We start from the raw sequence: 20,741 nt of genomic DNA on the forward strand, positions 1-20,741 counted from the left end.
CATCTAGGCGGCACACGAGAACCGGCAATCACGGCTCCCCGCATTGCAGGGCTTCCCGGTTCACATGTCACAGTTACGTGACTTACTAATGTATAATAATTCGGATTACCGATATTTCGGTTGTCGCCGGGGGAGTGTTCGGATTCCCTATCCTGCAGTCGCCGCAACGTCCTGCAGCGGCAGCGGCACATCCTTCGCAACACCCAGCACCGGGAAGCTGCGGACGTTCTTCACGTCAGGCATGGCTGCGAAATGCAGCAGCTGCTGGCGCATACTCTCGACGCTCGGCGCCACGCATTTGAGGAGATAGTCGGTGTCGCCAGAAATCCGCCAGCACTGCTGGATGCGCGGGATCGCGGCAATCGAGCTCTCGAACGCCTCGAGCACCGGTTGCGCCTGGCTGCCAAGCTGGATCGAGACGAACGACACCACCTCATAGCCGAGGCGCCGCTCGTCGATGACGGCCCGCACCGCCCGTATCACGCCGCGACTGAACAGCGATTTCAGCCGCCGCAGGCAGTTCGGCGCCGACACGCCGACGCGCAGCGCCAGCTCGTTGTTGCGGATACGCCCGTCCTGCTGCAGCTCGGATAAGATCTTCAGATCGATGCCATCGAGCTGGTCCCGCCCGGCCATCCCCCCACCTCGCCCTTGATCTGGTCACGGGAGGCAGCGAAGCACGAGGCGGAATTGGCGCCAAGGGCTTTCCAGGACATCGGCGGAACAGTTCGGCTCAGCTGTAGACACCAGGCGCGCATAGAGATGCTGCCGACCGCTGGGCTTCCGGAATGCGCCGGCAAATCGCGGCCTGGCTATAGGGCGCTTATTCGCGGCTGGCTTCGCGCGCCGCAAGGCGCTTCCGGAAAGCTATGGTGCCATCCGCAAAGCTGGCGACGCAGTTATGACCCCTTGCAAAATTGCGCAAACGCCCAACGGCTACATCATTCTCGCCAAACAGGCGCTCGTAATCGCCTCGCGGCAGATCGTGAATGGCGCCCTCCTCGAGGCCGTTCAACATGACCTCAAGCTCGGGCAGCGTGAAGTTGCGCCGCATCTTCGACCCTTCCGCCAAATGCCGGCCCATATAAGCCCGGCCTCACGCGGTAGAGTTGATGCACGTCAACCGAAACCGGGGTGTCTCTGGCTCGGTCAGCCCCTCAATGCGTCCAGGGCTCGCCGCGGCGGAACGAGAAATTGTCGGCATAGGCGACCGGCCGGCGGATCGAATCCTGGGGCTCGATGACTTGGTAGGCGATGCCCTTGCGCTCGCAATAGGCGACCGCCTCTTCCTTGCTGTGGAAGTGCAGCGTGATCTGCTGCTTCATGTCGCCCGACGAGGTCCAGCCCATCAGCGGCTCGACCGAACGGGGCTGCTCCGGCTCGTAGTCGAGCTGCCATTCCTTCGTCTTGGACCGGCCGGATTGCATCGCGTTCTTGGCGGGCTTGAAAATGCGTGCGGTCATGGGTGATCCGGGCCTCTTCGTCTTTTCGTTCGATTTCGGTGCGTCACGGTGGCAGTTGGTGGAAACCGCGGGCATAGTATAGAGACACCGGTCGGGAACTGATCGGTGATTCCGGCCCTGGCACCCTCCCCGACGGTATAGTCATTATGCTGCACCGTGACAATTGCGTACCCGCCTTCCGCGCCGGGGTCCCGCCCGGCGGCACCACCTCGCCGACCTCGGCGTATCCGTCCCCTTCGAGAGCTTCCGTCGCATGGCCTTCCTGAACATCAACGCCACGCTTCCTGAAAAAGGCCGTGACCTCCGGCTCGACCTGTTTCGCGGCGTCGCGAACTGGGCGATCTTCCTCGACCACATTCCCGACAACGTCGTGAACTGGGTGACGACGCGCAATTACGGCTTTTCCGACGCCGCCGATCTGTTCGTGTTCATCTCCGGCTATACCGCCTCGTTCGTCTATGCCCGGATGATGCTGGACCGCGGCTTCCTGGTCGGCGCCACCAGGTTGACCAAACGGGTCTGGCAACTCTACGTCGCCCACATCATCCTGTTCGTGATCTATATCGCCTCGATCAGCTATCTGGCGCTGCGTTTCGGCGATAGCGAGATGATCAACGAGTTCAACGTCGCCGGCCTCGTGGACAACGCCACCGAGACGCTGCGCCAGGGCTTGTTCCTGCGATTCAAGCCGCTCAATCTCGACGTGCTGCCGCTCTACATCGTGCTGATGGGCCTGTTTCCGCCGGTGCTGTGGTTCATGCTGCGCAAGCCCGATTTGACGATGGGACTGTCGATCGTGCTGTGGCTGACGGCACGCCATTTCGGCTGGAATTTGACCGCCTATCCGGCCGGCCAGTGGTACTTCAACCCGTATTGCTGGCAGGTGCTGTTCGTGTTCGGCGCCTGGTGTGCGATGGGCGGCGCGCGGCGTTCGATGGGTTTGATCAATGCGCCGGTCACGCTGTGGCTGTGCCTCGGTTACATGCTGTTCGCGCTGGTGATGACCATGGCCGGCCGCTTCCCGGCCTTGGGCGGGCTGTTCCCGGAGTGGCTGTTCTCGGCCTTCAACCCGAACGACAAGACCAACCTCGCGCCCTACCGCTTCCTGCATTTCGTCGTGATCGTGATCCTGGTGATCCGCTTCGTGCCCAAGGAATGGCCGGGGCTGGAATGGAAGGTGTTCGATCCCCTGATCGTCTGCGGCCAGCAATCGCTCGCCGTGTTCTGCGTCGGCGTGTTCCTGTCCTTCGTCGGCCATTTCGAGCTGTCGATGAGCTCCGGCTCGCTGCTCGCACAGATCTTCGTCAGCATCGCCGGCATCGCGATCATGACGACGGTGGCCTATTACATTTCGTGGTCGAAGAAGCAGGACAAGCCGCTCAAGCCACCGCCACCCAAGCCTGCGGCAGCCGCGACGAAGGCGGCCTGAGCCGGGAACGCCTGCCGGTTGCAGCGCCCCCTTCAATCGCCATCGGCGCAGATCGATTGACAAAGACTGGTTGACTTGGGTCAACCAGAGGCGGTGGCGGCCGGCCTAGTGTCGTCATGACACGCGCTGCCGCACCGGCGGCCTCCTCTCGGACAAGGCCAAAAGCACATGCCCTCTCATTTTCACGCCGTGGTATGGATCGACCATTCGCAGGCTAGGATCTTCCATCTCGGCTTGAGCGGCTCGGACGAAATCACGTTGCATCCGCAACTGGCGACGCGTCACCTTCATCACAAGGCAAACGCAATCGGCAGCGGCCATGCCGCCCCTGACAAGGCGTTCTACGGCGAGGTGACCAAAGCCCTGGCCGATGCCGGTGAGATCCTCATCATCGGTCCGGCCAGCGCAAAGACGGAGCTTGCCAGCCACATTCGCGCGAGCGCACCCGATATCGCCAAGCGGATTGCCGCGGTGGAAGCCGCCGATCATCCCTCGGACGCCGAAATCGTCGCCTATGCCAAACGTCACTTCAAGCTGCCGCTGCCGCGTGTGCAGGCGCCGGGATAGGCTGGGGGAAAACGACACGCGGGCTGGGGCCGCACGGCCTCAGCAATAGCCCAGGGCGCCATAATGGCTCATACCGAGCTCATCGCGCTTCAGGCGGCTTCTTCGCCATCGAACTCAGTGAATTTCTTGTAGATCCAGTCGCGGCCGTCGTGGCGGCGCCAGACCTTGCCGACCACGAGCTGTCCGTTGATCGAGCGGCGGGGCACGATCACGGTCCAGAGGTGCCAGATCTCGCTCCAGCTCGATTGCGGACCGGTGGTTTTGAAGTTGCGATCTAAGGACATGACGCAGAACTCACAGGATACGCGCGCTGCGACGAACCGTCACCGTGTCTGAGCACGAAGTTCAGGCAGCCCATCGCGAGCCGGAATCGATCTGATAACGATCGCCGAAGCGGCCGCAACAACCGCTCGTCCTTAACCTAACCGGTCAACCTTACCTCTCCCGGCCTGGAGCCGAGATCGGTTGAAAGCGGCCGCCGAATTACCTAGAATGCACGCACGATTTGAGAATGACCGCGCCATCTGGGCGCGTAGCTAATTGATTGAGCTGACGTCCGATTTTGTAAGTTGAATTTCGAGGCGATTCGTCAGGGCGACCACAATGAATTTGCAATGTGAACGTCTGCGCCTGGCGCTGGCATCGACACCTCCTGTGCCGATCGCGAGGACGTCAGCGCAACAGCCGAAAGCCGCCAACGACAACCACGGGATATGGCCGCTGCTGCCATTTCCGCTCGGCTGGTACGCTTCCAGCTGATCGGCCGGATTCCAAAAAGCGACACGAAAAAACGAGACCTGGAAAAGCGCAACGCCGCGCAAGCGGAATATCATCGCTTGGCGGCGTCCGTTTAGACATTGGGCGCTGAAATCCCCAACATACATATGTCTATGGCGACAGCCAAAGGTTCGATGAAGCCTTGGTTATTCTGACCGGGGTCCCTCAGAGGCCGGCGCTGGACGCCGTCTGGCCGCTGCCTTGAAGCCCGCCTTGCGCGTTGTAGGTCTGTCCCGACTGACTGCCCTGACCGTCTTGCGCACTCGCCGAAGTCTGCACCTCGGTGGTACCGTCGGAGTAGGTAATCGTCGTGGTGGTGACCCCGTCGAGGGTGATGGAGACCTCGCTGACAATCGTCTTGGCCGAGCCGCCGCCACCCGATCCCGCGCTGCCGCCCGCCGATTGCGAGGACGACGTCTCCGACGTCGACGATGCCGCCGATGCCGCCGATGCCGCCGACGTCGTGGAAGCCGTGGAAGCCGGCGTCGTGGCGGCCGAAGGGGACGACGTCACCGTTGCACTGGCCGAAGCAATCGCACTGATCGACATGAAGACCTCGCCCTGGACCAGATATCGGGCGTCGCGTCGATCGCGCGCCCTCTCCTTCAACGCGGCGGGCGGTCGAAGCAGGCGCTGGATTTGCGCCCCTCGGCCGGATCGCCGAGCCTGACGCACAAGCGGTGGCGCGCCGGGCAACATGCTGCGCGGGTCGAAATCTCGAAGAAATTGAAAGGGATTCAACCCGGGGACTGGTCGGGGCAGCTGGATTCGAACCAACCCCAACCCATTGGAATCGTTGAAAGCGATTCTGACCGACGTCTCGATCAAGCCCTGACGGGCTCCTAAACGTCCCCGCGATTCTGACAACTCAAGTTGGAGCTGTCAGATCGTGCGACCACTTCATCAGCACCGTTTGAACGCCGGCCTGTCACGCCGGAGGTCGCGGGTTCGAGCCCCGTCTCTCGCGCCATTATTTCAATGGCTTAGCACCCCCTCCCAGCCCACGATTCGACTCCTCGCGAAGCAGCGATTCGACTCCTGCGCTCCCCTTCCGTTCCGTTTTGACCGCCTAGCGGCTCCGCCGCACCGCGTTCGCGCGCCTGCTCGCCCCTCGCCCTGATCGGACCGAGGGCGGCGTTCGCGCGCCCGTTTGTTGCGTCTGTTGCGTCGAGTTCCCCACCCAACCCAAACCTATGGAGGCTCCGATGAGCGTCGCGGCTCGCGTCGATCCACTTCTCAAAGCTTTGCGCGATGTAGCTCCGGCTGCGACGCCAGTCCGGCCCGCGATCGCTACATCCTCACCTGCCAAGCCGCCGCCATCGCCGTTGCGCGTCGGTGACATAGATCTCGGCGAGCTCGACACCGGCGGCCCGCTCGGCATCAGCCTCGGCAAGCTGATCGCCGGCCGACTACTGATCCAGGCACTGTCCGGCGCCGGCAAGTCCTGGACGCTGCGTCGCCTGATCGAGCAGACCCGGTTCCACGTCCAGCAGATCGTCGTGGATCCCGAAGGAGACTTCCGCGGCCTGGCCGAGCAGCTCGGCCTGCTCCACCTCGACGGCGCCAGGCTCGACGCGGCTGCGCTTGCCACGGCGGCGGCGCGGGCCCGGGAGCATCGGGTCTCGCTGGTGCTGGATCTGTCCGACCTGACCCCGGAAGATCAGATGAAGGCGCTGACCGCCTTCCTGACGGCGCTGATCGCGGTCCCGCGCGAGCACTGGCATCCCTGCCTGGTCGCGATCGACGAAGCCCATTTGTTCGCGCCATTCGGCGGCTTTTCGGAGCTGCCGCTGGTCCGCAGGGCCTGCATTGCGGCGATGGTCGACCTGATGAGCCGCGGTCGCAAGCGCGGCCTGACCGGGATCCTCGCCACCCAGCGCCTGGCGCGGCTGCACAAGTCGGTCGTCTCCGACATCCAGAACTTCATGATCGGCCTCAACACGCTCGATCTCGATATCCGCCGGGCGACCGAGACGATCGGCTGGGATGCCCGCAAGGGCTTTGACCGCCTGCCAGTCCTGGCGCCGGGCGAGTTCGTCGCCGTCGGCGCTGCGTTCTCGCGTACGCCGGCGGCGGTCAAGGTCGGCCCCGTGCAAACGAAGCACGCCGGCGCAACGCCGGAGCTGCTTGTCCCCGAAGCGTTCGACCCCAGCACGGCCGCCCAGCGCCTCAGCCTCGACCAGCTGCTCGCCGAAAGCGCCGCCGACCAGGAGGCAATCGAGGCGCGGGCCAAGGCGCCGAACTTGCGCGCCGTCCGCATGTTCCTGCGGGAGCCCGCATTCTGCGATGCGGCCCGCGTCTATGGCGCGCTGTTGAAGCTCGCACCGAACGGCGCGCGCGTGAAGGATCTGCCGAAGCATCTGTCGCGGACGCCTGACCAGGTCACGGCCGCGCTGTCGCTGCTCGACGAAAAAGGCGCGCTCGAATTCGACGGCGATGGCGACGCGCGCGCCGTGCGCATCGAGAAGGGTCTCCTGGCATGAGCGAGCTGCAACCCGTCTCCTTCCGCAAGGGCCGCGCGCACGAGCCGCGGCTATCGGAGCCCCGGGTGCCCGGCAAGCGTCACGAGCGTTTCTGGACCGAGGAAGAAAACGCGATCATCAAGGCGCATTACCCGAACGGCGGCGCCGCCGCGGTCCTCGCGCGACTGCCGAGCCGCACCCTCTCGGGTGTGTACGGACAGGCCAAGAAGCTTGGCGCAGCCGCAACCCGGGTTGACCGCATCACTGCGCCGAAGGGCTTCGACGACAAGCTGCGTGCTTTGTACGAGCAGGGCGATGGCAGGAAGAAGGGCGAGCTCAACGCCTTCGCAGACGAGCACAAGCTCCCGCGCTGGTGGATCACCAAACGGGCAACGAAGCTTGGCCTGGTCATCCCTCACAAGAAAGAGCCGCCCTGGACTGCAGCTGAGAACGAGCTGATGAAGCGCGTGCCGTTGCACAATCCCGATCGTTGTGCCGAGCTCTTCCGCGAGCACGGTTTCGCGCGATCGGCGACAGCCATCATGGTCCGCGCCAAGCGGCTCGATCTCTCACGCCGTTTCCGAGAGACGCTGTCGGCCACCGCGGTCTCCAAGATCCTCGGCATCGACAGCAAGGGCGTCACCGCCGAGTGCATCAACGGCCGGCTCGAAGCTTCGAAGCGGCAGACCCGGCGGCTCAACCAGCAGGGCGGCGATCCCTGGTCGATCGAGCCGGCCGCTTTGCGCGCCTACATCATCGAGCACCTTGAACGCATCGACCTGCGCAAGGTCGAAAAGTTCGCCTTTATCCAGATCGTCGCCGGCGAGCCGCTCGAAAAGCACGCTCGCGGGAAAGCCGAGGCGGCATGAGCCAGAAGCACGCGCCCTCGATGCACCACCGCAAGCGCAAGGGCAATAAGCGCATGTGGGACCGGCATCCGGAGGATTGGTACATCGAGGAGGAATGGGTCAACGATCGCCTCTTCGCGGTCGAGGCCTTCGAGGGCCGCGTCCACGATCCCGCCTGCGGTTCGGGGCGCATCGTGCGCGCGGCCAGGCGCGCGGGCCTGCGCGCGACCGGCAGCGATATCGTCCAGCGCGCACCGGGATTCCGCGTCGGCAATTTCTTCGAGCAGACCCACAGCGTCCACAACATCGTCTGCAATCTGCCGTTCCGCTTTGCCATGGCCTTCATCGGCCACGCCCTCAATCTCGCCGACCGCAAGGTCGCGATGATCGTGCCGACGGCATGGGTCGGCGGCGACGGGCGCTCGCGCTGGCTCGAGCGCACGCCGCTGCGACGGGTCTGGCAGTTGTCGCCGCGCCCATCGATGCCGCCGGGCCCGGTGGTGATGGCCGGCAAGCAGAAGATCGGCAACGGCACCACCGACTATTCCTGGGCCGTGTGGGAGCAAGGTTACGCCGGCCGGCCCGAGCTCTGCTTTCTCCGTCGCGACGACGTCTCCTCGATCACCAGCGTTCCCGCGCCCGGATCTGCGGCGCAACTCTCACATGCGAGCGCAGCATCATGAAGAAATTCCTCATCCCGGAGGCTGCGCTCGGTCAGCACGCCCTCCTCCTCGGCAAGACCAGGTCCGGCAAGTCGTCGAAGATGCGGCTGATCGTCGAGCACTTTCTCGACCAGAAGATTCCGGTCTGCGTCATCGACCCCAAGGGCGATTGGTGGGGCCTGAAATCCTCAGCCGATGGAAAAAAGGCTGGCTATCCCATTATCATCTTCGGCACTGAGCACGCTCGGCACGCCGATATCCGGATCAACGCGCGCAGTGGCGCCGGCGTCGCCGAACTCGTTGCCACCGGCAATCGCCCTTGCCTGATTGATCTGCGTGGCATGCGCGTCGGCGAGCGCGCGCAGTTCTTCATCGACTTCGCCTCGACCTTCTTCACCCATGCCCGCGGTCATCGCGTGCTCGCGATCGACGAGGTCCACAACTTCGCGCCGCAGGGCAAGATTCCGGATCCGCAGACCGGCGAAATGCTGCATTGGGCGAACCGCCTGATCAGCGAGGGCGCCGGTATGGGCATCACGATGCTGTCGGCGTCGCAGCGGCCGCAAAAGGTGCACAAGGACTACGTCACCTCGCATGAAACGCTGATCGCCACCCGGGTCATCCACAAGCTCGATCGCGAAGCGATCAAGGACTGGATCGACGCCTGCGGAGATCCCGCGCTTGGCAGGGAGGTGCTCGGCTCGCTCGCCGGCATGCAGCGCGCCGAGGCCTGGGTCTATTCGCCAGAGGCCGGCTTCGGGCCCGAGCAGCTCACCTTCCCGCTGTTCAAGACCTTCGACAGCTTCAAGCCGCAATCCGACAAGGCGCCCGCCAAACTCAAGGGCTGGGCGCAGGTCGACCTCGTGGAGGTCCAGGGCAAGCTCACCAAAGTCATCGAAGAGGCCAAGGCCAACGATCCGAAGGAGCTGAAGAAGCGCATCGCCGAGCTCGAGCAGCGGCTGAAGAAGGCGCCGCCGGCGCCGGCGACCGATCCCGCCGACATCGGCATGGCGGAGCTGCGCGGCTACAAGCGCGGCCTGCAAGAATGCGCAGTGGCCTATGGCGCCTTCGCGAAGATCCTCGGTTTGATCCAGGCGCCGCTCGAGCGCGCGATCGCCGACACCGAAAAGCGCCACGCCATTGTGGTCGAACAACTCCAGAAATCGGGCCAGCAGGCGGTGAAACAAGCCGCCGTAGACGCCCCAAAGCGCGAGCCGGCCGCTTCTGCCGGTAACGCGCGCAAGTCATCGCCGGCGCCTGCTGGCGGCGATGGCGACGTTTCCGGGCCCGAGCAGAAGATCCTGGACGCGATCCGCTGGTGGAACGTGCTCGGCATTGCCGCGCCCAGCCACGCGCAGACCGCCTTCATCGCCGGCTATTCGCACAAGTCGGGCAGCTGGGCGACCTATCTCAGCCGTCTCCGGACCAAGGGCTTGATCGAAGGCCGCGGCGATTTGGTGCTGACCGACCAGGGCGCGGCGATCGCGGCCGAGCCCGAGACGCCGCCCTCCACCGAGGCGCTGCATCGCGCGGTCCTGGGCAAGATCGACGGCCCGATGCAGCGGATCCTCGGGCCGCTGCTCGAGGCTTATCCTAACGGTCTGTCGCATCTCGAAGCCGCCGAGAAAGCCGGCTACAGCCATCAGTCCGGCAGCTGGGCCACCTATCTGAGCCGGCTGCGCTCGCTCGACCTGATCGCCGGCCGCGGCGAACTCAAGGCCGAGCCCTGGCTCTTTGCAGCATGAGGGCGGGCACCATGACCGACCTCTTCCTGACCTTCTCGTCGGACCCGTACCATCTCGACGATACGCAGCCGACCAGGTGGGCGCTCGAGATCTGCGCGTGCCGCAGCACCATGGCAAGAGGGCCGCGGCATCGCTTCCTCAGGTCAACATCGCCGCAACCTTGCCGATCACAGCCCGCAACACATCATCAAGCGTGGGACAGCGATAGGCTGAGAACCGAGAGCGGGACGTCGCCGTGAGGCTGATTGAGTGTTTGCCCATTTCGCTCAAGGGCAAGAGGAAGTAATCAATGACTTCTCTATTTGTCTCCTTGTCCAATCGCAGCGCGAGAATGACTTCGGCTGGCTCAACCCTTCGCCGATGGACCAACCAAACCGGCGCATGATGCCGCGCGACATAGTACCGAGCCATGCGTAGCGATATGGTGAGATTGCCTGCGATCGTCATTACGTCGGCACCAGCTTCAAGTACAGCGGAGATACCACGCGCTCTTATGTGAGTAGCCAAGATTGATGCCTGCTTCGACAATTCAGCGGCCAACTCTCCTTGCCCTTCAATGTAATCGAAATCTATCTCGGGGTTGACGTAGCCAACCCGGCGAAACGCTTCTCGTAAGCTGCCGAATCGATATGCATATAGTGCCGCGCTCGGCATGTTGTCAGTAGCAGCCATAATCGTTGAGCTGAGCTTCCCGTGCAGTGCGAGTGTCTCTTGCAACTTCTTCAGCAGATGCTCATTCGACAACCTGCTCTGCTGCTGTTTCAACAACTCCTGAGCTTTGAGAAAAATGCTCTTGTCGACGATAGGCTCATAGAGATCCGTAGTTCGAATCCACAATTCCGGGGGATTCGCTTTCCTGGCCTGCTTTAGTCGGACCGAGGTACGGTTATAGACACAATTCCCGATGTAGGCTTCGTTGCTCAGGAGATGGCGGACCATCGCTAACGACCAGGCTGTTCCTCGATGGTTGGGCACTTGCGCATCATTTAGCCAGCGAACAATAGCTCCGCGCGATCTCCTATGAACGACATACTCTCGAAAAATCTGCGCGACGATGCGTTGCTCGTTCTCCGGCCCGGGCTGGATCAGCACGCGGTCAGTCTGCAAATGCTTGCGCTGGCCCTTGCGCAGGAGGCCCTTCGAACATCGGGATTCATCAATGAGCTCCCGCTGAAGCCCGTAACCTACAGGGCCGCCCTGCTTGAAGCCCAAGCTCGCTACCCTGCAAGCCCCCGCGTGCACCTTCACCGAAAGTTCTCTGGAATATTCGGCGGCCATTACCCGCTTGAGGTTCTTCACGATGCTCGCAATCACGCTGCCATCGTTATCGAATTCCTCAGCGCAATAACACACCTTGATCCCGACCTGACGGCAGCTGAATTCGTAGTGGGCGCTTTCATCGACATCCTGAAACCTCCCCCATCGGCTCACGTCATAGACAAGGATGTGGTCGAAATCCGCTCGACCACTGCGAACGTCGTCAAGCAGCTCAATCAAGCCGTCACGCCGATGAATGCTCAGGCCGCTCCGACCCTCGTCTGCATAGGTGCGAACGATTACAAGACCATGTTGCGCGGCATAGACAGCAATTGCCGCAGCCTGGTTTTGTGTCGAATATCGCTGGTTTTCAGTCGACATCCGGACATACTGAGCTGCCCTGCCGGTGCCGGTGGGCAGCAACAGATCGGATCCAGGACGAATGATCAGGGCGTTGGCCATGCGCGCCTCCGCTACAAAGCCGGACCGCTTCAATTTTGGGGGCGGTCACCAGAACCATGACAGGCCACTCTTGCTTAGCCATCCTAGCACGCCGGAGCATACGAGGCCGCCCCACAGCCATGAGTTTCGGCGCGCAGCACTTATCGATCTCAGATACAGAAATGCCCCGAGCAGCGTGCCGTAATTTCTCCTGAAGTCCCCGTTAAGCTTGGCAATATTCGACAGTTCCGACGATACACCCGCTTCATCGGCCATTGCGCTGGTTCCTTTCGCACTGTTAGAGCCAGCGCCCTATGAACCACTGTTTTGCCCGACGAAGCAAGCATAAGTTCGGTAATTTCGAATGCTCTTCATATTGCGACGCCGCTCGTTGTTGACCAACCCTTGGGGACGATTCCGCGCGGCGTCTTTGGGCGTAGCGGCTTGCCTCCCGCCCTGTTCGGCGGAATATATCGACCACGGGCAACAAGTCGCGCGCGAAGTCGTTTGAGGCGGTTGGATCATGGGTGCGAAGATCCGCGCGCCGGGAGCCCGCGATCGGCCCATCGCTAGCGTTCGGCGATCACGGAGGTCCTGGTCGACTCTCCGCGTCCATCCGAGGCCGAAAGCGGACATCCCGCTATAGCAACGAGAGCCGGCGAGCCCGAACAACGGGCGCCAGGCAACCTCTCGTTAACAAGATTATGGAACATTTCGCTCGCGCGCGGCCATGTACCGCGTTCCGCGCGCGACCAGGACCTGTGCCCATGCCGGCGCCCGCCTCCCACAACGCTCGCCGCAGCTCCGCCAAGGATCTGCTCGACCTCGAGCGCAAGATCGGCGCCGACCGCGCCAGGATGGAAGATCTCAAGCGCGGCCTGCGCGAGATCGCCACCGACCAGGGCGAGAACTTCAAGGAAGAGTTCGCCGGCGAAGGAGTCGTCAAGGTCGCCGGCCGCAAGGAAGGCGCGCTGAAGGGCATCCTCCCTGTGCTCGATGCCGAGCAATTCCTCGGCCTCAGCGAACGCCGGCGCCAGACGCTGCTCGACAGCGGCCTGGTCAGGATGGAAGAGCAGCGCTCCGGCACGTTTTACGGCAGCGTCACCATCGAAGTCTTCTGAGAACGCCCGTCCTCATCACCGCCGGCCGCTTGCGCGGCCGCCCCGGATCGATCGCCGGCACGCTCGAAGACCGCAGATCCCGCGGCATCACTAAAGCCATCGTTCGCGCCGGTACCGAGGTCGAGCTGCTCTCGATCGAGAACCTGCGTGCCGACGATCAGGGCCAGCTCTTTCCCTGCGACCTCGGGAATTGCCCTTAGTTGTCGGGAGCACTGCCCGGGGCTTAGGGTCCACCCATGGCACGCCCTGTTCTTATCCACTGTCCGCACACTGGGATGAACGTCCAGCATGCGCTGGCCGACGAGATCACGTTGTCCGACGGCCTTTACGAGCGGTTCGACTGCCCGGCCTGCGGCGGCATTCATTTCATAGATCGAAAGACCGGGCAGCTCCTGGGCCAGAGCGCAAAATGAAAACGCCGCCGGCGCTAGGGCGCCGACGGCGTTGAAGAGCTGATCCTGTTCGGCTGGTCAGTGAGCGAAGAAGAACTTCCAGATCGCGACGCCGGCGGCGCCGATCGAGGCGACATAACCGATATACTTGAAGGCGCCGTCGACCAGCTCCTTCATGCCCTTCGCCTTGGTCAGCAGCGTCACCAGCTCACCGAGCTTGGTCTCGATCCCGACCAGGCGGGCCTCGTGCTTCTCGTCCCTCTCCCCGCGCGCGCGCTCGCGCTCCTCGAGCGCGGCGATGCGCTCGACCTGGGTGCGCGGTTTCACGGCCGTCAATGTGCCCATCACGTCGCTCCCTTTCCGGCATAGTCCAGCCGCTGCCGCCGCAGGCATTCCCGCGCGAGCTCGATCACGCCGTGCTGCTCGATCATGATCGCCTCGAGCCGCAGGAAGGCCTCGATCGCATCATCGTCGGGCCCGAACGCCGGCAGCGCGATCTGCTCGAGCAGATCCTCGCACATCAGGGGGACGTCGACGCGCAGCGCCGGCGCGAGCTCAGCGAGCCTTGGGCCGCAGGAGGCCAGCGGCATCGCCAAGGCGGCAAGCAGAAGGCTTGCGAGCAGCCGCGGCCGGCGCCTTTCGTTTCGCATAGTCGTTGACCTTCTTCTGGAGGGCTTCGTTTTGCTTGCGGAGCGCATCGAGCTTCGGGGTGAAAAATCCGCCGAGATCCTTGGCGATATCGGCATCGCGCTGCGCGGCCGCGGCCGCCGCCGTGGTGCGCTCGTCAGCGATGCGGGCATCGCAACGCGCCACCTCCTCGCGGTGCACGTGCAGCGCCGTGAAGCCGACGGCGAACAGCACCGCGAGGATCTTGAGGCAGGTGCCGCAGCGGAGCAGCCAGCCGACGGCGTTGACGGCCGCGGCTGCGGCCGTGCCGCCGCCAGGAATGAGCGCGATCGCGCCCGCGAACGAGGTCAGCATGATCAGCGCCCCATGTTGGCTGCGGAGCGGTGGTCCTCGACCCGGGCCCGGGCGATGCGGCCGGCGTCGATCAGCACCAGGATTCCGACCACCGCCGCGGCAATGCCGATCGGCAGCGCCCAGGAGCTCGAGAACAGGGCCTTGAGCAGCGGCCGCACCTGGTCGAGCATGCCGGCGGCCTGGTGCGCCTTGTCGATGCCGGCCTGGACGGTGTCGAGGTCGAAGCCCCCGGCCTGGTCGGCGCCGACGCCGCCGAGGGTCGACAGCCCCAGGGCAATCTTCAGCTTGGCGAGGAGGCTGAGCCGATCGGCCCCGGCGATGGTCCGCGAGCCCGCCTGGCGCAGGTCCTGGACCGTGGCGGTCGCCCGGGCCTCGGCCACGGGGACGCCCGGGGAGCTCGCCAGGGCCTCGCGGGTGGGCTGGTCGACCACGCCGGTGGCCGGAAGGCCGTGGTTGAGTTGGAGGGCCGCCACGGCGCCCCGGGTGGCCTCGTGGAAGTCGCCATCGTCCCGGCCGACGGCGTAACCCTTGGCCTTGAGCTCGGCCTGGAGGCCTTTCACCTCGAAGCCGGCGTCGCCATAGCCCAGTTCGCCCGCCGGACGGGCCACAGGCGCCGGAAACAGCGCTGCCTGGCCATGCTCGGGCATCAGGGCGGTCTTCCACCGCCGCGTCAGATCCTCGCGCTGCTTGAGCCCGATAAAGCCGCCGTTGAGGTGGTAAGTCACCCCGCGGATATCGTCCTTCTGGGCAAAGGGCACGCAGCCGCACAGCACGAAGTCGACCACGGCGCATTCCAGGAACAGATCCGGCCGGTTGACCAGGTCGGGATCGCCCAGGAAGTCCTGGGCCATCTTCCGGGCCAGGCGGAAATAGCCGTCATGGCCGGTGGTGTTGGTGCCGCCCCTGCCCCGGAACGACCAGCCGTCGTTCGAGGCCGGCCGGTTGCCCATGCGGCCGTTATAGACCTTGTTGGCCAGCTTCTGCGGCGCATGCGCAAACGGCAGCGCCTCGGCCACCGATTTGAAGCGGCTCGGCCAGGTCCGGACGATTCCCTCGGGGGAATAATTCAGGTTCTCGACCAGCTCGCGCCCGGCCCCGCACTCGTGGGTGATCTGGGCCATGAAATGCGTGATCACCAACGGCGTGAAGCCGTACTTGGCGAACACCTCTGCCGCGGTGGCATTGATGCCGACGAGCAGATCCTGCGGGCAACGCGGCCACAGGCGCGCGAGCGCCTGGCCGAAGACGGTATCGGTCATGGGGACTACTCTCATTTTAAGATTGCGCAATTTTTGGTTGTCGAGCACGTTGCGGTCTATGTTGACCCGCATCCTTCGATTGCTCCCGTCCTCGACCATCGAGGGCTACGAACACCCTGAATTGGTTTCGGAGATATTCGCCAAAACCGTCGCAACGGATCCGACTGGCGAATGGCCTGAGATCCGCGGCACTGGGAGCGTTTTGGACTTTGGCGGCGCTTGCGGAATCCACTACAAACTCGCACGCCGCGAAGTTCCGCTCATCCGCTGGGCTGTCGTCGAAACGCCGGCCATGGTGCAGCAGGCCATGCAGCTCGAAACAGATAGGCTCCGCTTCTTCACCAACATCGGAGCTGCTCGTTCTTGGCTCGGCACCGTCGACCTGATGCATTCAAATGGGGCGGTTCAATACACCGCCGATCCAACGGAAACGGTGCTGCAGCTGGTAAATGTTGGTGCCGCGCGCATGCAGTGGCGACGCCTCTTCTTCTCCGAGCATCCCGTGGCCGAACACCAGCGCTCGATGCTGATTGAAAATGGGCCACGTACCGGAGGCCAGCGCCTCCGCCTCACAACAAAGGCCGTTTCCTACGAGCGCAAGAGCCTGTCGCGGAGCGAGTTTGAAGCTGCGCACTCAGGCTACCACATCGCAGCAAGCGGGGACGATTGGTGCGACTTCGTCAAAGCACCCGAATGATGTAATTGCAGATGATCGTCGGCTGGACGTTGTTGTGAGCACCGCCCCCGGTGTTGCTCGACGTTACGCTGATGCTGTTGTTTCCCGACAGCGAGGAGATTGTCTGAGGCGATTGCGCACCGTTGAATTGAGCGGTTTGAAAACTGCCGGTGCCAGCGCCGAGGCCTGCCCAGCCTCCCGTGATAGCCGGCATACCTAACCCGCCGGTCGTGCCCACCGTGATCCCTTGAGACCCGTTTGTTGACGTGATCGACGGAATTTGCCCCGCAGACAGCGTGTGGGATTGCGCACCGCCGGCATCGCCAGGACTGTCTATGCCAGCGACGGCGTCGGTAAGGCGACCAGCCGCAATGCCGCCCATAGCATCGGCACTTGCTGAGACACGACCGCGTTTGTCCGGCAAGTTGAACGTGGTCGATCCATCACCGGTGCCGTAGGTTGTTCCGAGCAGAGCGAAGAGATCAGCATAGATTGCCCGGGAGATCGCCTGACCAACCGGGAACGCAAAAGCGCTGCTCGGCGCTGTTGCCCCCCAATAGTCGAGGCCCCCGCCAAGAGGGATGTTGTAGGGTGTGCCGAAGACGCCGTGCAGCAGGAAAAGCCCGTTGACGTTATCATACCGCGCCGTGTACGGCGTGCCGGCGATCAGAACGCCCGGCGGCAGTTCGCGGGTTGGATCGGCGCGTAGCGATTTCGCCCCCAGCCCATCGACATTGAGTGAGACGTGCGGCGATCCGAGAGCGTTGGTGACGTGCGGGGTGAAGGCAATGATGTTGCCGTCGAGCTCGGCCAGCGAGCCGTACTTCCGGAAAGACGCCACCGTGTAGGCCGTCGACGTGCCCCCGGTAACGATCGCTCCGGAAATGTCCTCGCGCAGCATCGAGCTCGACGCCAGCGGCGACGCCATCACCTCCTTGGTGCCGGCGCCGAAGCTGCCCTTGGTCTCCTCGACCGTGGTCAGCGTGATCTCGTTGGCCGCGCTGTAGGTCGCAATCCCGCTCCAGAACGCGAAGCCCGGCTCGACCACGGTGACGAAGGTCTGGTCGCCCACCGACATGAACGATGCGAACGTGTTGTAGGAGCCGTCGGCGGCGCCGGCGAGTGCGAACGGTCCGCTGCCCGACGTCGTCGAGATCTCGAGAATGCGCGCGCGGGTGCGGACGAAGGTCATGGTTACAGCCTCGCGCTGAATTTCGTCGGCGTCGTCCCGCCGAACACGACGATCGCATCCGCGATCGCCGAGCCCGCGGACCCCGACCATGTGAGCGACAGCATCAACGAGGCATGACCAGTCGCGACCGCCGTGACCCCTGTCAGCGCGGCGGTGGTCGGGCCGTTGGTCACGACTGCCGACGTCCCGATCGTCACGGTCGGATCGGTCCGCATCGGCACAGGGCACGGCATCGACGAGAACTTGCCGCTGGTTGCCCCGCTCAGAAGTGTGCCGGAGATCGGCAGATATTCGTTCGCCGCGGTCTGCCAGTAGTGCCGTTGGCACTTCCGCAGCTCATCGTCATAGTCCGGCAGCTGGAAGGACGGCGCGGCGCCGCCCTCATACATGCCGACGTCGAACAGCTCGAACACGTTGCCGTTCGTGCCCATCAAATTGAACTGGTTCGAGGTCGCAAATCCGCCGGATGCAGCCCCCCACGTGTTGACGGTCTGCTGGAACGAGCTGCCCGCCATCAGCATGATGCAGACCTCGATGCCGATCGTGGTGTCGACAGCCCATGTTCCGGTGGTGTCGCCCGCGAACGTGACGGTCTTGACGACGTCGGTGTTGGCCTCGCCGCCGGCGATCGTGAACTCGCCGGCGATGCTGCGATTGGGCGTGCCGTTGCGCAGGCCGATGCAATAGGTTCCGGCCGGGGCCTTGACGCCGATCTGAACCGTGATCGATTTGGCGGAAGCCGAGCCGAATCTGAGATCGCAGGCGCGCCGGCCTTCGATCCGTTGCGTCAGCATCGCGTAGTCCGCCGATCCGACCGACGCGTCGGCCCCCGTGACGGTGACCCGCGTCCGGTTCGGCGACCCGCCCGGGGTCGCGCTCGCCACCTGGGCGACGCTGACGGAGCCGGCGTTGGAAAAGTCCATGCGCCACTGGTCGACCGGGTAATAGCCGTTGGTGGTGCCAGCCGTCGTCCCGTTCTCTTGCGACACCATCATGCCGGGGTTGAGAAGGTAGTTCTTCCTGGTGACATCGAGGTTGGCACGCCCCTGCGCCTTCCTCGCGGTCGAGAGGCCTTGCGCGCCGTCCAGGCCCAGGGCGCTTGCCGCCGGCATCCCCATGAACACCTGCTTGACGCCGCCGGCGGAGAAGGTGCCCTTGCTCTCGAATGCGGTGGTGACGGTGACCTCGTTGGTGTTGCTGTAGGTGAGCAGGCCCGACTTGAAGGCGACACCGGGCTCCACCACCGCGCCGACCGTGGTGTCGCCGACGGCCATCGACGCGCTGAAGGCGTTGTAACCGGCATCGAGAGCGCCGGTGACCACGAACACGCTCTGGCTGTTCGAGCTCGACTGTTCGAGCACGCGGTCCTTAGGGGCAACGAAGGCCATGATCAGAGTCTCTCGTCGATGCGGAGCTGCTTGCCAAACAGCGGCTTGCCGTCGACGGCGAAGGCATTGCTGAAGGCGATGGGGGTCTGGTCGATGACCAGGCCGTAGATCGAATCCCGCGGGAGGTTCTCGCTCTCGGGATCGATGATCAGCAGCACGTTGCGCTTGCGGCCCTTGACCCGGTCGAGCCGCTCGACCAGGCCATAGCGCTGCGCGGTTGTGACGGCATTGAAGGACAGGTTGATCCGGCGAAAGCCGTTGTCGTCCCAGATCAGCGTGATGCCCGAAGCCGTCGTCGACACCCGGCTGCGATCGACGTTCTGCACAGTATCGCCGGGCGCGAAATTGTAGGTGAAGGCCTCGCGGCCGCCCTCGACCAGGCATCCGGCCTCGACATAGAGGGCGTCGGGATCTGCAATGTCGAAGCGGGTGTAGCGCCAGACCGCCGTGGTGGACAGCAGCCACAGGAAGGCGCCGTATTCGATGTCGAAGGCCGGGCCGGCCAGGCTTGCGATCGGGCCGGTGTCCAGCACGTCGCCGGCGACCCCGGTGGCGTCGATCGAGGACAGCCGCAGCCGCACTTGCGTGTTCGGCCCGCAGGTCAGGCCGTTGATCAGCACGGTATCGGCGGAGACCCCTGCGCCCTTGTCGGCGACGAACCAGTCGGCCGGGCTCAGGCTACGCCAGCGCTGCGAGGGATGCGGCGTCTTCAAGTTCGACGCCGGCATGGTCAGCACCTGGCTCGAGGCGGCGATGCCGGCGCCCGCGGCGACATTGTCGATCAGCAGCGCGGCGTTAGCCATAGGCGGCGATCTCCACGGTGTCGACGCCGGCCCCGTTGAACTGGAGCTTGACGCCCCACTCGACGATCCGCATCGGCCGGCCCGACCTCAGGTCGAAGCGCGGGTGGGTGACGCGGATGACGTTGCCCATCTCGCGCCGCAGTGCCCGGCGCGGCAGCGACATGCGGTAGATCGCGCGCGTGGTCTTGAACAGATTGATCAGGCGAGCGGCCTCGGCCGCGGCATCGGAGGCCTCGGAGAAATAGGCCTGCACGGGATCGCGGTCCTGCGCAAAGGGATGGTCCAGCTGGATCGTGCTCGAGGTCGCCTCGGCCAGCCGGTAGGGTTCGGCGACAAAGGCCTTGTGCGCGGCCGTGACGCCTTCGGCGAGATCGGTCTGCACCGTCCAGCAGCGCTGGTACGGCACGCGCCAGCGCCAGCGCGGCGGCCGGTAGGCGTCAGGCAGCGGCTCGCGGCTGATGTCGACGATCATGTCGTCGCGGGTGAACGAGGCGACGGGCTCGCCCGTGGGAGCCGCGAAGATCTGGACTTCGAAGATGCCGTCGAGGCGATGCCCGCCCCAGCCGCCGATGCCGGCCATGATGGCCTGGATGAAAGCGGCCACCGTGAGGTTCTCGTCGGGCCCAAGGAAATAGTCGATCGGCGCCGGCTGGTCGGTGTTGACCTGGTCGAACGAGGCGACGTCGAGATCGTCAGCGTCCGACAGCACCGTCCGGTGCCGCAGTGCCCAGCGCACGATATCGGCGGTCCGGACCAGGTAGCCGTCGGTGGCATCGCCCTTGACGTCCGCGGTCACCGTGCCGCTGGCACTGAAGCCGAGCTTGAACAGGCCAGCGGCCAGGCAGGTCTTGAACTGGCCTGCGGTGACGCTGGCGGCCGCGAGCGCGGCGTAATTGGCGACGTCGCCAGCGCCGGTGAGCGCGACGCCGCGATCGTACACCGTATCGATCGCCTGCATCGCGCCGTCGTGGACCTGGTAGATGAGGAGGTTCGGCACCAAAAACACCGGCGAGACGTTGCGGGCATTGCCGAATACCAGGGCTTGCGCTTGCCGGCGAGATCCGCGCCGCCATCGGCGCCGCCGGTACCGCCGTAGGTGTTGGGCTGCATCGGCACTTCGAGCTTGTAGGAGAAGTCCTCGAGGTCGATCGCGATCTGGCTCGTGTCGATGTTCCAGCCCGAGGCGGTGAGCCGCGCCAGCGGCATGGTCTCGGCATAGGGCCGGTCGGGACGGCCGGCACGGATGGTGATGGGACGGCCGTCGATCGCATAGGACTG

Annotated in this window: 24 protein-coding genes and 1 tRNA gene; 9 read left to right on the forward strand and 16 right to left on the reverse strand. The window is 64.3% G+C overall.

Annotated elements, in window-relative coordinates:
* Nucleotides 1-147 precede the first annotated feature (147 nt).
* The 3 genes from IVB24_RS22475 to IVB24_RS22485 form a co-directional block, all read right to left on the reverse strand.
* Nucleotides 148-636, reverse strand: a complete 489-nt coding sequence (locus IVB24_RS22475) for an Lrp/AsnC family transcriptional regulator (protein WP_247768895.1) — start codon at nt 634-636, stop codon at nt 148-150.
* Between the two features lie 187 nt (nt 637-823).
* Nucleotides 824-1,054, reverse strand: coding sequence for a hypothetical protein (locus IVB24_RS22480; protein WP_247768896.1), 231 nt, complete (start codon nt 1,052-1,054; stop codon nt 824-826).
* 103 nt (nt 1,055-1,157) lie between these two features.
* Nucleotides 1,158-1,463, reverse strand: coding sequence for an ETC complex I subunit (locus IVB24_RS22485; protein ID WP_094974248.1), 306 nt, complete (start codon nt 1,461-1,463; stop codon nt 1,158-1,160).
* 253 nt (nt 1,464-1,716) lie between these two features.
* Between IVB24_RS22485 and IVB24_RS22490 the strand changes: the two genes are divergently transcribed.
* Both IVB24_RS22490 and IVB24_RS22495 read left to right on the forward strand, forming a co-directional pair.
* Complete coding sequence (locus IVB24_RS22490) at nt 1,717-2,892, forward strand: OpgC domain-containing protein (protein ID WP_094974249.1); 1,176 nt, start codon at nt 1,717-1,719, stop codon at nt 2,890-2,892.
* Between the two features lie 168 nt (nt 2,893-3,060).
* A complete protein-coding gene (locus IVB24_RS22495; protein ID WP_162308534.1) occupies nt 3,061-3,459 on the forward strand; it encodes a translational machinery protein in 399 nt (132 codons plus the stop codon).
* Between the two features lie 89 nt (nt 3,460-3,548).
* Here IVB24_RS22495 and IVB24_RS22500 read toward each other — a convergent pair whose 3' ends face one another.
* Nucleotides 3,549-3,743 carry a hypothetical protein gene (locus tag IVB24_RS22500; protein ID WP_094974251.1) on the reverse strand — a complete coding sequence of 65 codons (195 nt, stop codon included), beginning with the start codon at nt 3,741-3,743 and terminating at the stop codon, nt 3,549-3,551.
* Nucleotides 3,744-4,172: 429 nt separating this feature from the next.
* Here IVB24_RS22500 and IVB24_RS22505 point away from each other — a divergent pair, with 429 nt between their 5' ends.
* A complete protein-coding gene (locus tag IVB24_RS22505; protein ID WP_247768897.1) occupies nt 4,173-4,313 on the forward strand; it encodes a hypothetical protein in 141 nt (46 codons plus the stop codon).
* Nucleotides 4,314-4,401: 88 nt separating this feature from the next.
* Here IVB24_RS22505 and IVB24_RS22510 read toward each other — a convergent pair whose 3' ends face one another.
* Together IVB24_RS22510 and IVB24_RS22515 are read right to left on the reverse strand one after the other, a co-directional pair.
* On the reverse strand, nt 4,402-4,785 hold the full coding sequence (locus tag IVB24_RS22510; protein WP_166469416.1) for a hypothetical protein: 384 nt from the start codon (nt 4,783-4,785) through the stop codon (nt 4,402-4,404).
* 201 nt (nt 4,786-4,986) lie between these two features.
* A tRNA-OTHER gene (locus tag IVB24_RS22515) sits at nt 4,987-5,070 on the reverse strand.
* A gap of 371 nt (nt 5,071-5,441) precedes the next feature.
* Here IVB24_RS22515 and IVB24_RS22520 point away from each other — a divergent pair.
* Genes IVB24_RS22520 through IVB24_RS22535 form a run of 4 tightly spaced genes read left to right on the forward strand, consistent with a single transcriptional unit; the run spans nt 5,442 to nt 9,953 of the window.
* Complete coding sequence (locus tag IVB24_RS22520; RefSeq protein WP_247768898.1) at nt 5,442-6,719, forward strand: DUF87 domain-containing protein; 1,278 nt, start codon at nt 5,442-5,444, stop codon at nt 6,717-6,719.
* A complete protein-coding gene (locus tag IVB24_RS22525; RefSeq protein ID WP_247768899.1) occupies nt 6,716-7,567 on the forward strand; it encodes a hypothetical protein in 852 nt (283 codons plus the stop codon). The genes IVB24_RS22520 and IVB24_RS22525 overlap by 4 nt, the downstream gene beginning before the upstream one ends.
* Nucleotides 7,564-8,229 (forward strand): hypothetical protein, encoded by a 666-nt coding sequence (locus IVB24_RS22530; RefSeq protein ID WP_247768900.1) that lies wholly within the window; start codon nt 7,564-7,566, stop codon nt 8,227-8,229. The genes IVB24_RS22525 and IVB24_RS22530 overlap by 4 nt, the downstream gene beginning before the upstream one ends.
* Nucleotides 8,226-9,953, forward strand: coding sequence for a DUF87 domain-containing protein (locus tag IVB24_RS22535; protein ID WP_247768901.1), 1,728 nt, complete (start codon nt 8,226-8,228; stop codon nt 9,951-9,953). Before IVB24_RS22530 ends, IVB24_RS22535 begins: the two co-directional genes overlap by 4 nt.
* Nucleotides 9,954-10,091: 138 nt before the next feature.
* Here IVB24_RS22535 and IVB24_RS22540 read toward each other — a convergent pair whose 3' ends face one another.
* Nucleotides 10,092-11,672 (reverse strand): recombinase family protein, encoded by a 1,581-nt coding sequence (locus tag IVB24_RS22540; RefSeq protein WP_247768902.1) that lies wholly within the window; start codon nt 11,670-11,672, stop codon nt 10,092-10,094.
* A gap of 746 nt (nt 11,673-12,418) precedes the next feature.
* On the opposite strand from IVB24_RS22540, the gene IVB24_RS22545 reads away from it, so the two are divergent.
* A complete protein-coding gene (locus tag IVB24_RS22545; RefSeq protein WP_247768903.1) occupies nt 12,419-12,772 on the forward strand; it encodes a hypothetical protein in 354 nt (117 codons plus the stop codon).
* On the opposite strand, the gene IVB24_RS22550 is transcribed toward IVB24_RS22545, so the two are convergent.
* From IVB24_RS22550 to IVB24_RS22570, 5 genes are all read right to left on the reverse strand, one after another.
* Nucleotides 12,742-13,137 carry a hypothetical protein gene (locus tag IVB24_RS22550; protein ID WP_247768904.1) on the reverse strand — a complete coding sequence of 132 codons (396 nt, stop codon included), beginning with the start codon at nt 13,135-13,137 and terminating at the stop codon, nt 12,742-12,744. The genes IVB24_RS22545 and IVB24_RS22550 overlap by 31 nt on opposite strands.
* A gap of 105 nt (nt 13,138-13,242) precedes the next feature.
* Complete coding sequence (locus IVB24_RS22555; protein WP_247768905.1) at nt 13,243-13,509, reverse strand: hypothetical protein; 267 nt, start codon at nt 13,507-13,509, stop codon at nt 13,243-13,245.
* Nucleotides 13,509-13,754 (reverse strand): hypothetical protein, encoded by a 246-nt coding sequence (locus IVB24_RS22560; protein WP_247768906.1) that lies wholly within the window; start codon nt 13,752-13,754, stop codon nt 13,509-13,511. The genes IVB24_RS22555 and IVB24_RS22560 overlap by 1 nt, the downstream gene beginning before the upstream one ends.
* Nucleotides 13,720-14,145: a hypothetical protein gene (locus tag IVB24_RS22565; RefSeq protein ID WP_247768907.1), complete on the reverse strand. Its 426-nt coding sequence runs from the start codon at nt 14,143-14,145 to the stop codon at nt 13,720-13,722. Before IVB24_RS22565 ends, IVB24_RS22560 begins: the two co-directional genes overlap by 35 nt.
* A gap of 2 nt (nt 14,146-14,147) precedes the next feature.
* A complete protein-coding gene (locus IVB24_RS22570) occupies nt 14,148-15,404 on the reverse strand; it encodes a peptidoglycan-binding protein (protein ID WP_247768908.1) in 1,257 nt (418 codons plus the stop codon).
* Between the two features lie 58 nt (nt 15,405-15,462).
* Here IVB24_RS22570 and IVB24_RS22575 point away from each other — a divergent pair, with 58 nt between their 5' ends.
* Complete coding sequence (locus tag IVB24_RS22575) at nt 15,463-16,101, forward strand: hypothetical protein (RefSeq protein ID WP_247768909.1); 639 nt, start codon at nt 15,463-15,465, stop codon at nt 16,099-16,101.
* On the opposite strand, the gene IVB24_RS22580 is transcribed toward IVB24_RS22575, so the two are convergent.
* From IVB24_RS22580 to IVB24_RS22595, 4 genes are read right to left on the reverse strand one after another with little or no spacing between them, the layout of a single operon-like run.
* Nucleotides 16,085-17,272, reverse strand: a complete 1,188-nt coding sequence (locus IVB24_RS22580; RefSeq protein WP_247768910.1) for a tail fiber protein — start codon at nt 17,270-17,272, stop codon at nt 16,085-16,087. The two genes, IVB24_RS22575 and IVB24_RS22580, sit on opposite strands and share 17 nt — an antisense overlap.
* A 2-nt stretch (nt 17,273-17,274) precedes the next feature.
* A complete protein-coding gene (locus IVB24_RS22585) occupies nt 17,275-18,660 on the reverse strand; it encodes a hypothetical protein (protein WP_247768911.1) in 1,386 nt (461 codons plus the stop codon).
* Between the two features lie 2 nt (nt 18,661-18,662).
* Entirely contained in the window at nt 18,663-19,463 is an 801-nt protein-coding gene (locus IVB24_RS22590) for a hypothetical protein (RefSeq protein ID WP_247768912.1), read from the reverse strand.
* Entirely contained in the window at nt 19,456-20,421 is a 966-nt protein-coding gene (locus IVB24_RS22595) for a hypothetical protein (protein ID WP_247768913.1), read from the reverse strand. The genes IVB24_RS22590 and IVB24_RS22595 overlap by 8 nt, the downstream gene beginning before the upstream one ends.
* Between the last annotated feature and the right edge of the window lie 320 nt (nt 20,422-20,741).

The organism is Bradyrhizobium sp. 192, from assembly GCF_023100965.1.
GTDB classification, from domain to species: Bacteria; Pseudomonadota; Alphaproteobacteria; order Rhizobiales; family Xanthobacteraceae; genus Bradyrhizobium; species Bradyrhizobium symbiodeficiens.

Bases quoted from the DNA above. Each gene is read 5' to 3' on its own strand.
- IVB24_RS22480 (WP_247768896.1), bottom strand. From the start codon at position 1,054: ATGCGGCGCAACTTCACGCTGCCCGAGCTTGAGGTCATGTTGAACGGC.
- IVB24_RS22490 (WP_094974249.1), top strand. From the start codon at position 1,717: ATGGCCTTCCTGAACATCAACGCCACGCTTCCTGAAAAAGGCCGTGAC.
- IVB24_RS22560 (WP_247768906.1), bottom strand. From the start codon at position 13,754: ATGCCGCTGGCCTCCTGCGGCCCAAGGCTCGCTGAGCTCGCGCCGGCG.
- IVB24_RS22485 (WP_094974248.1), bottom strand. From the start codon at position 1,463: ATGACCGCACGCATTTTCAAGCCCGCCAAGAACGCGATGCAATCCGGC.
- IVB24_RS22595 (WP_247768913.1), bottom strand. From the start codon at position 20,421: ATGCAGGCGATCGATACGGTGTACGATCGCGGCGTCGCGCTCACCGGC.
- IVB24_RS22565 (WP_247768907.1), bottom strand. From the start codon at position 14,145: ATGCTGACCTCGTTCGCGGGCGCGATCGCGCTCATTCCTGGCGGCGGC.
- IVB24_RS22495 (WP_162308534.1), top strand. From the start codon at position 3,061: ATGCCCTCTCATTTTCACGCCGTGGTATGGATCGACCATTCGCAGGCT.
- IVB24_RS22585 (WP_247768911.1), bottom strand. From the start codon at position 18,660: ATGGCCTTCGTTGCCCCTAAGGACCGCGTGCTCGAACAGTCGAGCTCG.
- IVB24_RS22505 (WP_247768897.1), top strand. From the start codon at position 4,173: ATGGCCGCTGCTGCCATTTCCGCTCGGCTGGTACGCTTCCAGCTGATC.
- IVB24_RS22545 (WP_247768903.1), top strand. From the start codon at position 12,419: ATGCCGGCGCCCGCCTCCCACAACGCTCGCCGCAGCTCCGCCAAGGAT.
- IVB24_RS22520 (WP_247768898.1), top strand. From the start codon at position 5,442: ATGAGCGTCGCGGCTCGCGTCGATCCACTTCTCAAAGCTTTGCGCGAT.
- IVB24_RS22535 (WP_247768901.1), top strand. From the start codon at position 8,226: ATGAAGAAATTCCTCATCCCGGAGGCTGCGCTCGGTCAGCACGCCCTC.
- IVB24_RS22540 (WP_247768902.1), bottom strand. From the start codon at position 11,672: ATGGCCAACGCCCTGATCATTCGTCCTGGATCCGATCTGTTGCTGCCC.
- IVB24_RS22570 (WP_247768908.1), bottom strand. From the start codon at position 15,404: ATGACCGATACCGTCTTCGGCCAGGCGCTCGCGCGCCTGTGGCCGCGT.
- IVB24_RS22550 (WP_247768904.1), bottom strand. From the start codon at position 13,137: ATGAATGCCGCCGCAGGCCGGGCAGTCGAACCGCTCGTAAAGGCCGTC.
- IVB24_RS22525 (WP_247768899.1), top strand. From the start codon at position 6,716: ATGAGCGAGCTGCAACCCGTCTCCTTCCGCAAGGGCCGCGCGCACGAG.
- IVB24_RS22530 (WP_247768900.1), top strand. From the start codon at position 7,564: ATGAGCCAGAAGCACGCGCCCTCGATGCACCACCGCAAGCGCAAGGGC.
- IVB24_RS22580 (WP_247768910.1), bottom strand. From the start codon at position 17,272: ATGACCTTCGTCCGCACCCGCGCGCGCATTCTCGAGATCTCGACGACG.
- IVB24_RS22590 (WP_247768912.1), bottom strand. From the start codon at position 19,463: ATGGCTAACGCCGCGCTGCTGATCGACAATGTCGCCGCGGGCGCCGGC.
- IVB24_RS22475 (WP_247768895.1), bottom strand. From the start codon at position 636: ATGGCCGGGCGGGACCAGCTCGATGGCATCGATCTGAAGATCTTATCC.
- IVB24_RS22575 (WP_247768909.1), top strand. From the start codon at position 15,463: ATGTTGACCCGCATCCTTCGATTGCTCCCGTCCTCGACCATCGAGGGC.
- IVB24_RS22510 (WP_166469416.1), bottom strand. From the start codon at position 4,785: ATGTCGATCAGTGCGATTGCTTCGGCCAGTGCAACGGTGACGTCGTCC.
- IVB24_RS22500 (WP_094974251.1), bottom strand. From the start codon at position 3,743: ATGTCCTTAGATCGCAACTTCAAAACCACCGGTCCGCAATCGAGCTGG.
- IVB24_RS22555 (WP_247768905.1), bottom strand. From the start codon at position 13,509: ATGGGCACATTGACGGCCGTGAAACCGCGCACCCAGGTCGAGCGCATC.